Source organism: Klebsiella sp. 141162 (assembly GCF_050600755.1).
Lineage (GTDB): Bacteria > Pseudomonadota > Gammaproteobacteria > Enterobacterales > Enterobacteriaceae > Klebsiella > Klebsiella aerogenes.
The window spans coordinates 81,627-94,381 of record NZ_JAQIRI010000010.1 but is presented as its reverse complement, the minus strand read 5'-3'; the positions used below and the strand labels follow the sequence as shown (position 1 = coordinate 94,381).

Sequence of the window (12,755 nt, the reverse complement as noted above, 5' to 3'; positions counted from 1 at the left end):
AGCATGACGCAGAAATGGCTTAAATGGGCGCTGAGTAACGGTAATGAAACGGAGATGTTCGATATTATCCATGGGCTTGGTGAGTTCGATCGTTATCAGGCCTCTCAGGGCATTATGTCTGCGGCGACATTTATCTCTCGCGTAGCAAAAGAGAAGGGGATGTGCGATGCGACAGTCCACCACTTCACTGCTAATGGCTCCCGAAGCTGGTGGGATTTCCAGGCCCCTGTGGCTTGGACGCCACTAAAAGCGACGTTGTCTCTGTTTCCCCCATCCTGTGTACTAGACCACCGGAGCAAACCTTTTACTTTGGCCACCTATTCAGCGGCGGCGTGTGGACAGTATCCCATGGTTTTCTTTGATGAGGTAAACGACCTCAACGGGAAAGTTGTCCTTATCCCCGCGTCGGACTATCAACCTGCTGGTCTGTTGGCGAGTCTGAAGCAACGGGGCGCGGCGGGATTTGTGACCGATGCCTTTGCCCGTTTTGATCCCGATAGCGGGCGTTACTGGCGTGGCCGCCTTGAGCTGCCGCCAGATTGCGAATTATTTGCCTTTAGCGTGCTTCCGGAAGAGCTACGAGACCTGGCTTGCGCCGAAACTGAGGCGTATGTCGAGATCGTGATTGATGATGATGCCTCCATGCCCGTAGTGAGTGCCTCAATTCCTGGTAAGACGGAGGTGCGGGAGATCTGGGTAACTGCACACCTATGCCATTCCCGCGCGGGGGCGAACGATAATGCATCCGGGGTGAGCGCCTCGCTTGAAGTGGCGAGACTGGTGCAGTGTTTGATAAAAACGTCCGGGACGCTGCGTTATCCTATTCGCTTCATCTGGGGGCCTGAATTTCTTGGCGTGGCGGCGATGCAGTATAAAAGGCGTCACCTGCCGGGACCGATTGCGGTAATTAATCTGGATATGGTGGGTGAAGACCCTGAGCGATGCGGGGCGCCAATGTGTGTTGAGCTCCCTCCAGACAGCTTAGCCTCCCCACTGGGAGAGATGGCAAAAATGCTGATGCAGAACGTTTTTGCCCTGACCGCCGGGTATCCTGGTTCCTGGCTTAGCATGCCTTTCCACGGTTTTTCCGATCACGCACTGTTTATGAACCATAGCGATGCGCAGCGTAACTGCCCTGCGGTACAGCTTTGCCACATCAACGATCGGTTCAATCATACCGCGGCAGATTTGCCCGATAAAGTCTCAGGTGTAGAGATGAAGCGTGCGGTTGCTGTGGCGTTGGCGCTAATTATGCAACTGCAGGCGCTACGTCCAGAACAGATTTTGCCTCATCGTCAAGAGCCGGCTCCTGAGGATGGCGGCTTGGTGGGGCGCTGGGAGGGGCCGCTTAACCTCAGGGGCCTTATCCAGCGGTTGGACAAACCGCTGCGACAGTCGATAGAAACGTTGATTTCACGGGATAAACGTTACCTTGCGCTTCTGCATCTTTGTGCGATTGGGGCTAATGGATGCCGGAGGGAGACGTTACTGCATGAATCGGCTAACACGATAGGTTTACCACTCTCTGATGAGGTGGCTGCATTACTATTCTCACTTTTTGATTCCTCTGATTATTTTCAGGTCTGTAGAGCAAATCACATTCCGGGGGGCGAAACTTATGGATCCACAACAGCTTTTTGAATGTTGTATGGTGAAAGAGAACATCGATGTGCCGGAGGCCTGGCGAGCGGGCACGTTACAGTGCGTTATTGAACTTCGTCATGCTGTGGAGCGGATTAGTTCTTGCCGCTTTGAGCAGACTGAGCCTGCTAACGGCTTTTTCCCTGAGGATATCGTCCACCATTATGAGGCAACCCGTGAATAAGGCTCTTCATCTTCTTTCGTTGGCCGAGTTGTCGCGGCAGTTGCAGCAGAAGTTACTGACTTCAGTGGCGTTGACGGAGTACTTCCTGGAACGTATTGAACGCTTTAATCCAACTCTACACGCATTTATACAGGTTGATAGGGAGCGCGCATACCGCTGCGCACGTCGCGCCGATGATATCCTGACCAAGGGAGGGCCGTGTAGTCCCTTAACGGGCATACCTTATGCCCTAAAAGATATTTTTGACGTTGAGGGTGAGCCGACAACCTGTCATTCGTATTTGATGTTGCAACATCGTGCGACGCGCAGTAGTACCGTGGAGTCCCGCCTGGCTGCCTCCGGCGCAGTATATTTAGGCAAACTGGCGACGCATGAGTTTGCTCTGGGCGGCCCGAGTATTGAGCTTCCTTTTCCTCCTGCGCGCAATCCCTGGAATACGGCACATTTTACCGGAGCATCTTCGTCGGGGGCGGGCGCTGCAGTCGCTGCGGGGTTGGTTCCCATCGCTCTTGGTTCGGATACCAGCGGTTCAATACGCGGCCCCGCCTGTTTATGCGGTATCGTTGGGTTTAAACCAACCTATGGAGTCGTCTCCCGGGCAGGTGTATTTCCCCTATCATGGACGCTGGATCATTGTGGGCCCTTAACGCGTTTTAGCGATGATAGCCGTAGGGTTTTACAGGCGATTGCCGGATATGACCCGGCCGACCCGACGACCAACAGCCGTAAACTGGATTTATCTCCCCGAGCGGTGACATGGCCCAGTCACCGCATAGCCTGGCCACGACATCTGTTAACGGATAATCCACATACCGACCCGGCACTGATCGCTGCGATGGATCGGGCGGTCGGATTTCTGGTTGACGCGGGAGCACAGGTCGAAGAGGTGAGATTTAAGGATTTTTCTCTGTTTAATGCCTGTGGGCGAATTATCATGGCTGCCGAATCTTTTGCTATCCATCAGCACAATCTGCGCACACGAGGAGCTGAATACGGTCGTTTTACCTATCAGCGGATCCTCCCCGGTGCAACAATTTCGGCAACTGAGCTATTGGATGCGTTGCGTTTACGTACGGAACTGACTGGCTGGCTGAATGCTGAATTATTTTCGCGCTATTCATTGTTGCTGTTTCCCGGCACGCTGCGGGCCGCACCGCACTTCAATGAGTTTTCACAGGATTGGCCACCGGCTAGCCATGTCGTACCAACGCAGACAATTCCCTTTAACGTGACGGGGAATCCTGCACTGAGCCTGCCGCTGGGGCTGACGGAGGATGGATTGCCTCTGGGGATGCAACTCGTTGGCAGATTATTTGATGACAGCTTTGTGCTGGACGCGGGCGAGGAGATGGAGAAATGGCTCGCAATGCCCGCACTGAGTGATGACGTTATGATATGCCAGCAGAAGGAAGCCGCAGCGTAAAACGTGAATAGCTGCGCGACAATAATTTCGCAAGCTGCTCATCCTTGGGGCTATGGCGTAAAATGAGATGTGCGAGGCTGAGGAAATATTGCACGTAAGGGACTCCAGTCCAGACGAAAAGAGATGTTTTTTCCAGTAGCCATTCTGGTGTTTTCGCGCTGTTGCAATAAATGGGATTGTGCTCCAGGGCATAGCGAAACGCCCGTTCTATACCGTTTTCAGGGGCCAGAAGCGGAAAAAGAGCGAAAACGGATTGCTTAATGGCTTCGAGAGACCATGCTTGCAGGCTTACGTGGGGATCTAACGCTGTACATAAGCGCCACTCTTCTTCAAAGGCCGGCAGTTCGGTATCCCAGAAAGGAAGCGCAAAATCTCCGCTGGGATAGGGGCTGGATAGGTGGTTACGACAGTGGCCAATTTCATGCGCTAGCTCAAGAGCTTCGCTCGGTGTCAGGCTGGTAAAGTCAGCGGCATTAAGCGCAATACTCGCGCTTCGCTGTTTATCGTCGAGACGGAGGTCGGCGTAGTTATCGCTATCCGTTATAATATCGACACGCGCTTGGTTAATCTCGATGGTTGCGCTGTCAGGTCTACAGTCTATGCAGTTAATATTAAGAGCCAGGCACACGTCCTCAACGGATTTCACTTTCTGTAGCGTAGCCTCAAGATATTCGGCACGCATATAGTGCGGATGTTCTGGCAAAAACTGCAGATCGTCCCAGTGAATTTTTTGCGCGATAAGGTGGGTGATGTCGACAATATCTTTTGCCAGCAATGATCGGTCTACGGTACCACCACAGAGGCTTAACGTTTGTTCGGTGTTCGCATAGATTTTATCAAATTTTTTATTTTTCGCTTGGGAGTTATGTTTACTCAATGTGTTTTCATATTCATCTAATAATCTACTTTCTCTGATGTTCGCAATTATATATAACCATGATAGCCTCTGCGGAAGTGGGATGTTCTTAGCTAAAGAAAATAAATACTGAGTAGGGACAGTATCATCGAACAGTAAAGCAATGTTATTTGCTGTAATCATTCTCTTTCCATGGTTAATTGTGGCGTGCATCTGTTAATTATTGACTTATCTGGTTTTTTGTCAAGTAATGCAGCGTTAATATTAGATGTTCTTCTGATGCGATGATTTTATTTATCCCTTTAAATCTCTCATGGATATAATACCTTGATATTTGAAATAAGAAATAGATCATCTTTTATTGTTGGTGGGTTATACCGTAATCTGTTTTTATTAAAATGAAACTTGTTAGCGAAAGATGTGGCACTCAGACTGCTTAAAAATATCTTATCAGGTATTAATCAGCATAATGTCGTTAGTCGAACTCATTCCTACTGAAGATGAACCGTGTAATGACTTCTCCCAGGGAAACTCGATTGCAATGAGTGGGGGTCTGGCGGGTGTGGCACTTTGAATCGAATGTTCTTTGTCTGTCGTGGCTCGGTGCAGTATCACTGATTTACACCATTGTCAGAGGGGGCAGATCACGAGATGAAGAGGGCGAGAAGGCGATTCTATACCGACTTAAATAACGAGAAAGAACAAGGGCTTAGATAATTTCTTATCTAAGTCCTTGTTTTATTTGGTGGCCCCTGTTGGGTTTGAACCAACGACCAAGCGATTATGAGTCGCCTGCTCTAACCACTGAGCTAAGGGGCCGTGGCGAGGGATTATAATGTAACTGCACGCTGCAATCCAGCGTAAAGCGCGCGCCTGCTGTTTTTATAAACAATGCATTTTCAATCCTTTATAATCAGCTTTTTAGTCATTCAGCCGGAGAAATTATGATTAGCGATATCCTGGCGCCGGGGCTGCGGGTGGTCTTTTGCGGCATCAATCCGGGGAAGTCCTCCGCGCATACGGGGTTTCATTTTGCCCATCCCGGCAATCGATTCTGGAAGGTTATTCACCAGGCGGGGTTCACCGAGCGGCAGCTGAAGCCGGAAGAGGAGCAGCATCTGTTGGATACCGGCTGCGGTATCACCATGCTGGTTGAGCGGCCGACGGTACAGGCCAGCGAAGTCGCTCTGCTGGAGCTGCGTAATGGCGCGCAGGAGCTAATAAGCAAAATTCAGGACTATCAGCCGCAGGCGCTGGCGGTGCTCGGCAAGCAGGCCTATGAGCAGGCGTTCAGGGTGCGTGGCGCGAAGTGGGGACGCCAGGAAGCGACCATCGGTGAAACTGAAATCTGGGTGCTGCCCAATCCAAGCGGTTTAAACCGGGCGTCGCTGGACAAGCTGGTTGAAGCCTATCGCGAACTGGATGAGGCGCTGGCGGGGCGAGGGCGGTGATGGCGCCCGAATCGCAGGCATAAAAAAAGCTCCCCACGGGGAGCTTTTTACTCTCTTTGCAGCGCGACGATTAATCGTCGAGGAAGCTACGCAGCACTTCAGAACGGCTTGGGTGGCGCAGTTTACGCAGCGCCTTCGCTTCGATCTGACGAATACGTTCGCGGGTAACGTCGAACTGTTTACCCACTTCTTCCAGCGTGTGGTCGGTGTTCATGTCGATACCGAAACGCATACGCAGCACTTTCGCTTCACGAGCGGTGAGGCCCGCCAGCACGTCGTGCGTTGCCGCACGCAGGCTCTCGGTGGTCGCAGAATCCAGCGGCAGCTCGAGGGTGGTATCCTCGATGAAGTCACCCAGATGCGAATCTTCATCGTCGCCGATCGGCGTTTCCATGGAGATAGGCTCTTTGGCGATTTTCAGCACCTTACGGATTTTGTCTTCCGGCATCAGCATGCGCTCAGCCAGTTCTTCCGGCGTCGGCTCGCGACCCATTTCCTGCAGCATCTGGCGGGAGATACGGTTGAGCTTGTTGATAGTCTCAATCATATGCACCGGAATACGGATGGTGCGCGCCTGATCCGCGATGGAACGGGTGATCGCCTGACGGATCCACCAGGTGGCGTAGGTGGAGAACTTGTAACCACGACGGTATTCAAACTTATCTACCGCTTTCATCAGGCCGATGTTGCCTTCCTGAATCAGGTCGAGGAACTGCAGACCGCGGTTGGTGTATTTCTTGGCGATAGAAATAACCAGACGTAAGTTCGCTTCAACCATCTCTTTCTTCGCACGACGGGCTTTCGCTTCGCCGATGGACATGCGACGGTTGATATCTTTAACCTGCTCGATGGTCAGGCCGGTTTCTTCTTCAATCTGCTGCAGTTTCTGCAGGCCGCGCTGAACGTCTTCTTTAACGTCATGCAGCTTCTCGGACCACGGCTTGTTCATCGCCACGGCGGCGTTGAACCAGGTTTCGCTGGTTTCGTTGCCGGTGAACAGGGTGATGAAGTTTTTCTTCGGCATTTTGCACTGTTCAACGCACAGCTTCATGATGATACGTTCTTGAGTACGAACGCGATCCATCATGCTGCGCATGCTGTTGACCAGGTAATCGAACTGTTTCGGCACCAGGCGGAACTGTTTGAAAACCTCGGACAGCTTGAGGATCTCTTCCTGCGCGGCGGCGTGGCTGCGGCCTTTCGCTTTGATGGTGTCGCGAGTCAGCTCGTACTGGGTGCGCAGCTCGGCGAATTTCTCGCGGGCCAGCTCCGGATCGATGCTGTTATCGTCATCGCTGTTGTCGTCGTCGTCATCTTCTTCTTCATCTTCGTCGTCGTCCATCTCTTCCTGAGACAGCTCTGAACCGACGTGAGTGGCGGTCGGCGCCATATCTTCTTCAGCGTTCGGATCGACGAAGCCGGTGATCAGGTCAGACAGGCGAGCTTCTTCAGCTTCAACGCGGTCGTACTGCTCCAGCAGATAGGTGATGGCTTCCGGATATTCCGCAACGGAGCACTGGACCTGGTTGATCCCGTCTTCGATGCGTTTAGCGATGTCGATTTCGCCTTCGCGGGTCAGCAGTTCAACGGTACCCATTTCGCGCATGTACATGCGCACCGGGTCGGTCGTACGGCCAATTTCAGATTCAACGCTCGACAGCACCTGTGCCGCCGCTTCTTCTGCGTCTTCATCGGTATTATTGGAGGTTTCAGCAAGCAGCAGATCATCGGCATCCGGTGCTTCTTCCATCACCTGAATACCCATGTCGTTGATCATTTGGATGATGTCTTCGATCTGATCGGAGTCGACGATATCTTCCGGCAGATGGTCATTGACCTCGGCATAGGTCAGATAGCCTTGCTCCTTACCACGTTGGACAAGAAGCTTCAGCTGTGACTGCGGGTTTTGCTCCATAAGACGGTATCCACACTTAATTCGTTTGATTGGTGCAGGCAGACGAACTGCCAACATTTAAAGCGAGGGCGTACTTATATTATTGCCGCTGCGCCTCAGCGCGGCTGTCGGGGGCTTCCCGATCGATATTCGGCACTTAAGCCGTTAAATTCATTTTTTGGCCAGTTCCTGGCTGATAGTCCAGAGTTCCCGGCGCTCCTCACTGCTTAAACCATGTGTGCGATCGCGAGCTATCAACTCTTCTTGTCGCAGTTCCAGCAGTGAGTCAAACATATGGTTGAGCGAGTCGGTGAAGGTTTGTTCAGCGATATCCTTATCTGCTATATCGTCCCACATCGACAGTTTTTCAAGGGTTGCCGCTTCATTTGTCCCGCGATACTGCTCTAAAAGTTGCCCGGTGGTCAGACCTGGCTGCGCCAGACACGTATTGACCAGTTCGCTGAATAAACCAAGCCCTGGCATCTTCTGCTGATCCAGACCGGCTAAGGGCGGAACCAGCGGCGCCAGATCGGGGTTCTGCACCAGTAACCCTATAAGTATACGCATGGTCGTGCGTTTTAGCTGCGGCGCCGGGCGCGAAGCGCTATTTTCCGCCTGTTTCGGCATTAAACGTTCAAGCTGGGCGTCATCCAGAATGCCCAGTTTGTTGCCCAGCTCCTGACGCAAATAGATGCGCAGCGTTTCGCCCGGCACCTGGGTAATCAGCGGCAGCGCCAGCGTGCTCAGCTGCGCGCGCCCATCCGGGGTGCTCAGGTCGACCTGCGGCATCAGACTATTGAATAAAAACGTGGAGAGCGGCTGTGCCTGCTCCATCCGCGCTTCAAACGCCTCTTTGCCCTCTTTACGCACCAGCGTATCCGGGTCTTCGCCGTCAGGTAAAAACATAAAACGCAGCTGGCGGCCATCGGTCATATACGGCAGCGCCGTTTCCAGCGCTCGCCATGCCGCGTCGCGGCCAGCCCGGTCGCCGTCGTAACAGCAGATGACCTGATTGGTCGCCCGGAACAACAGCTGAATATGGTCGGCGGTCGTCGAGGTGCCCAGCGAGGCCACGGCATAATTAATGCCGTACTGCGCCAGAGCGACGACGTCCATATAGCCTTCGACCACCAGCAGACGCTGAGGTTCGGCGTTATCCTGCTGCGCTTCATACAGGCCGTACAGCTGGCGGCCTTTATGGAAAATATCGGTCTCCGGGGAGTTCAGGTACTTTGGCAGCGCATCGCCCAGCACGCGCCCGCCAAAACCAATCACCCGGCCTCGCTTATCGCGAATCGGGAACATCACCCGTTCGCGGAAGCGGTCGTAACTGCGCCCCTGATCGTTGGTGACCAGCATGCCCGCATCAATAAGCGACTGGCGGTTTTCCTGATTGCCGCCAAAACGTTTTAAAACGTTATCCCAGCCTGGGGGAGCGAAGCCTATTGCGAAGCGGGTAATCACCTCGCTGCTTAAGCCGCGTTTTGCCAGATACTGGCGCGCGGGTTCGGCGGCGGGTTGGTTCAGAGACTGTTGGTAAAACGTGTTCAGACCGTCCAGCAGTTGATAAAGATTCTGCCGCTGATGCCGTTCTATCTGGCTCGGTCCATTACCTGCTTCATAGGGCACTTCAAGGTTGTGCATGGCGGCCAGCTCTTCGACGGTTTCGACGAACTCGAGCTTGTCGTAGTTCATCAGGAAGTCGATGGCGTTGCCGTGCGCACCGCAGCCGAAGCAATGGTAAAACTGCTTTTCACCGTTGACGGTGAAGGAGGGGGTTTTTTCGTTATGGAATGGACAACACGCGTGATAATTCTTGCCCTGCTTTTTCAGCTTCACCCGAGCATCGATCAGATCGATGATGTCGGTGCGCGCCAGCAGGTCATTGATAAATACGCGTGGGATTCGTCCAGCCATATGCCCCGTAATCTATACACTGCATCCTGCAAACGGCCTCGATATGTCGCCTGAAGACAGTTTGAACGATCTCGTGTATCTGCTAATGCATAAACGAAAATAAGCCGCGCATTCCTTTCGGAAGCACGGCCTTACAACTACAACTCGGTCTGAATTGAGAGCTTCGCTCTCAACAGATTAGTACAGACGAGTGCGGCGTGCGTTTTCGCGAGCCAGTTTCTTCGCGTGACGTTTCACTGCAGAAGCTTTAGCGCGCTTACGTTCGGTAGTCGGTTTTTCATAGAACTCACGACGACGAACTTCCGCCAGAACACCTGCTTTTTCGCAGGAACGCTTGAAGCGACGCAGAGCTACGTCGAACGGCTCGTTTTCACGTACTTTAATTACCGGCATGTGCCTCTCACCTTTGATTAATTCGGTTTGCCGCTGGCCGCAATGCCAGCTTATTTCAAAATGGTGCGGAATTTTACTGCAACTACTGCTGCTTTGTAAAGCACCGGCGCCTTTTTTGAAAGGGGACTTTTATAAGGGTGAGGAGTATACACGAAGAGAACACCAGGGGTGAGCAAAGTTTTACATCGCCGGTCATTGGTCCTACACTGCGCGGTATTGAAACGAGGTAAAACAACTCATGCGTGTACTGGGAATTGAAACATCCTGCGATGAAACCGGCATCGCTATTTACGACGATAAACAAGGTCTGTTAGCCAACCAGCTGTATAGTCAGGTGAAATTACATGCTGACTACGGCGGCGTGGTGCCTGAACTGGCGTCGCGCGACCACGTGCGTAAAACCGTTCCGCTGATCCAGGCGGCGCTCAAAGAAGCGGGCCTGACGGCGAAAGATATTGATGCCGTTGCTTATACGGCAGGCCCTGGCCTGGTGGGCGCGCTGCTGGTCGGCGCGACCGTTGGCCGCTCGCTGGCGTTCGCCTGGAACGTGCCGGCGATCCCGGTACACCATATGGAAGGACACCTGCTGGCGCCGATGCTGGAAGATAATCCGCCGGCGTTCCCGTTCGTCGCTCTGCTGGTTTCCGGCGGTCACACCCAGCTGATTAGCGTCACCGGCATTGGTCAGTATGAACTGCTGGGCGAGTCAATCGACGATGCCGCTGGCGAAGCCTTTGATAAGACAGCGAAACTGTTGGGGCTGGATTATCCCGGCGGGCCGATGCTATCGAAAATGGCGTCTCAGGGCACCGAAGGCCGCTTCGTCTTCCCGCGGCCAATGACCGATCGTCCGGGGCTCGATTTCAGCTTCTCCGGCCTGAAAACCTTCGCCGCCAATACCATTCGTAACAACGGCGACGATGAGCAAACCCGTGCCGATATCGCCCGCGCATTTGAAGACGCGGTTGTCTATACGCTGATGATTAAATGTCGCCGCGCGCTGGAGCAAACCGGCTTTAAGCGTCTGGTGATGGCGGGGGGCGTAAGCGCTAACCGTACGCTGCGCGCGAAGCTGGCGGAAATGATGAGCAAACGCGGCGGCGAAGTGTTTTATGCCCGTCCTGAGTTCTGTACCGATAACGGCGCGATGATCGCTTACGCCGGGATGGTCCGCCTGCAGGGCGGCGCCAATGCCGGACTCGGCGTTACCGTGCGGCCGCGCTGGCCGTTGGCGGAACTGCCGGCCGCCTGATAACCACAAAGAAGGAAAAACCACGCTTTTTCCTTCTTTGTCAGCAGTCTGAAGCCGCCCATCGAGGCGGCTTTTTTACGCGTGGATTAAGGCTGCTGATAATCCTCGGCGTCGATGTCGTAGCCCGACGGCTCCCAGCGTATCGCCAGCAGCGACAACAGCCCAATCAGCGGCGCCGCGGCGATGATCCAGAAAACGCGGGTATCCAGCGCGGCGACCAGCAGCGGGAAGAGGAATAAAGAAAGCGTCGAGCTGCCGCGCATAAGCGTCTGGTTGAGCCCGACGCCAACGCCGCGCAGCGATGTGGGATAGCTTAACGAGGCGAAGGTCATAGTGTGCGCGCCGGGGCCGAATCCCTGGCCGAAAAGGAACAGCGCCAGCATCGCCACGGCAGCGACGCCTTCGCCTGCGCCATCAGGGCGGCCAATCAGCGCCAGGCCGAGCAGCGCCGTCAACTGGCAGCCATAACCCGCCAGCGACATCCGCCAGGCCCCGAAGCGCGGTACCAGCCGTACCGCCAGCATTCCTCCCACGAAAGCGAACAGCAAATTCAGCGCCAGCGAAATCAAAATCGTCGTCAGCATCGACTGTACGAAGAAGCTGGAGATGATCACCGGCAGACCAAACGCGACGGCGTTATAGGCAAACGAGGAAACCACCGACAGCAGAGTGGAGAGCGTCGTGCGGCGCAGGTAGACGCCGCGGAACAGGCGCAGATAGTTACTCCATTGGGCGCTACGAACTTTGGGCGCCGGTTTTTCCAGCGCGTCCTGGGCAACGTGTGCATTGATGTTGTACGCCTGGCGTAGAATGGAGGCCGCTTCACGCAGGTTGCCCTGGTTGGCGGCCCACACCGGCGATTCGCTCATGTAGCGGCTGCGGATAGCGATAATCACCAGCGCCGGGATCGCGCCAAAGCCAAGGATGATTCTCCATAGCCAGTCGCTGTGGCTTTCTGGCAAGACGGCATAAAAAAAGAGTACCAGCAGATAGGAAATGCTAATTGCCGCGTACCAGGTCGGGCACCACATCGCCACGCTGGCCGCCTTGTTGCCGGGGCCTTTGAGCCTCGCGAATTCGCTGAGGAACGCCATCGCCACCGGCAGGTCGATCCCGACGCCGAGGCCCATCACGAAGCGCGCGCCGGTAAGGACGTATTCATTCGGCGCCAGCGCGCAGGCGATTGCCGCTACCACGAAGAACAGCATATCCGCCATAAACACGCGATAGCGGCCAATTTTGTCCGTCAAGTAACCGCCGAGCAGCGCGCCAACGATAGCGCCGAAGGTGATGGCTGAGGCGACCATCCCGGTACCGGCAGGCGTCAGGTTGAATTCCCGGGTGATATCTTTCAGCCCGAAGGCCAGTGAGCCGAGATCGTAGGCATCAAGGAAAATACCGCCGAGGGCGATACCCATGACGATACGCGCGTTATTGCGCCCGCTGCTGCCTTCATTAATGAGGCGCGAGACGTCCGCCGCGCTGCCGATCCATTTTACTTCCCCGCCGGGCGACGCAGAGTTTGCCGCGGGCGTCGCGTTAATTACATCAGTCATGGTGTTGTGCTTTTTTCTCTTATAAAGAGCTTCAGAGTAAACAGCGACGCGGGGACGAAAAAATCACTTTTGGTTATAACTCATAACTAAGTCATTGTAGTGAAAGGATTATCTTTGGTTTTCTCTTTTGCCGCTATGATTGGCTAAAAAAGTGGGAAATAGAATGTGTTTGTGGGGGCAAAGAAGCC

The 12,755-nt window shown here is 54.1% G+C and carries 10 protein-coding genes and 1 tRNA gene; 5 read left to right on the top strand and 6 right to left on the bottom strand.

Going from position 1 to position 12,755, the window contains the following annotated elements:
- Positions 1–3: 3 nt before the first annotated feature.
- From PGR23_RS21160 to PGR23_RS21150, 3 genes are read left to right on the top strand one after another with little or no spacing between them, the layout of a single operon-like run.
- Entirely contained in the window at positions 4–1,641 is a 1,638-nt protein-coding gene (locus PGR23_RS21160; protein ID WP_380377224.1) for a DUF4910 domain-containing protein, read from the top strand.
- Positions 1,619–1,825, top strand: coding sequence for a hypothetical protein (locus PGR23_RS21155; protein WP_380377222.1), 207 nt, complete (start codon positions 1,619–1,621; stop codon positions 1,823–1,825). The genes PGR23_RS21160 and PGR23_RS21155 overlap by 23 nt, the downstream gene beginning before the upstream one ends.
- Positions 1,818–3,248 (top strand): amidase, encoded by a 1,431-nt coding sequence (locus PGR23_RS21150; protein WP_380377221.1) that lies wholly within the window; start codon positions 1,818–1,820, stop codon positions 3,246–3,248. The genes PGR23_RS21155 and PGR23_RS21150 overlap by 8 nt, the downstream gene beginning before the upstream one ends.
- Here PGR23_RS21150 and PGR23_RS21145 read toward each other — a convergent pair.
- Together PGR23_RS21145 and PGR23_RS21140 are read right to left on the bottom strand one after the other, a co-directional pair.
- On the bottom strand, positions 3,214–4,287 hold the full coding sequence (locus tag PGR23_RS21145; protein ID WP_380377219.1) for a hypothetical protein: 1,074 nt from the start codon (positions 4,285–4,287) through the stop codon (positions 3,214–3,216). The genes PGR23_RS21150 and PGR23_RS21145 overlap by 35 nt on opposite strands.
- A gap of 560 nt (positions 4,288–4,847) precedes the next feature.
- Positions 4,848–4,923 (bottom strand) — tRNA-Ile (locus PGR23_RS21140).
- Between the two features lie 125 nt (positions 4,924–5,048).
- On the opposite strand from PGR23_RS21140, the gene mug reads away from it, so the two are divergent.
- A complete protein-coding gene (gene mug / locus PGR23_RS21135; RefSeq protein WP_045392228.1) occupies positions 5,049–5,555 on the top strand; it encodes a G/U mismatch-specific DNA glycosylase in 507 nt (168 codons plus the stop codon).
- 70 nt (positions 5,556–5,625) lie between these two features.
- Here mug and rpoD read toward each other — a convergent pair whose 3' ends face one another.
- From rpoD to rpsU, 3 genes are all read right to left on the bottom strand, one after another.
- Positions 5,626–7,470, bottom strand: coding sequence for an RNA polymerase sigma factor RpoD (rpoD, locus tag PGR23_RS21130; protein WP_015369628.1), 1,845 nt, complete (start codon positions 7,468–7,470; stop codon positions 5,626–5,628).
- A gap of 150 nt (positions 7,471–7,620) precedes the next feature.
- Positions 7,621–9,366, bottom strand: a complete 1,746-nt coding sequence (gene dnaG / locus PGR23_RS21125; RefSeq protein WP_396279386.1) for a DNA primase — start codon at positions 9,364–9,366, stop codon at positions 7,621–7,623.
- Positions 9,367–9,543: 177 nt separating this feature from the next.
- Entirely contained in the window at positions 9,544–9,759 is a 216-nt protein-coding gene (rpsU, locus tag PGR23_RS21120) for a 30S ribosomal protein S21 (protein ID WP_001144069.1), read from the bottom strand.
- Between the two features lie 238 nt (positions 9,760–9,997).
- On the opposite strand from rpsU, the gene tsaD reads away from it, so the two are divergent.
- Positions 9,998–11,011, top strand: a complete 1,014-nt coding sequence (tsaD, locus tag PGR23_RS21115; RefSeq protein WP_430915655.1) for a tRNA (adenosine(37)-N6)-threonylcarbamoyltransferase complex transferase subunit TsaD — start codon at positions 9,998–10,000, stop codon at positions 11,009–11,011.
- Between the two features lie 86 nt (positions 11,012–11,097).
- Here the strand turns inward: tsaD and PGR23_RS21110 are convergent, their stop codons facing one another.
- Positions 11,098–12,567, bottom strand: a complete 1,470-nt coding sequence (locus PGR23_RS21110; RefSeq protein ID WP_047078348.1) for an MFS transporter — start codon at positions 12,565–12,567, stop codon at positions 11,098–11,100.
- Between the last annotated feature and the right edge of the window lie 188 nt (positions 12,568–12,755).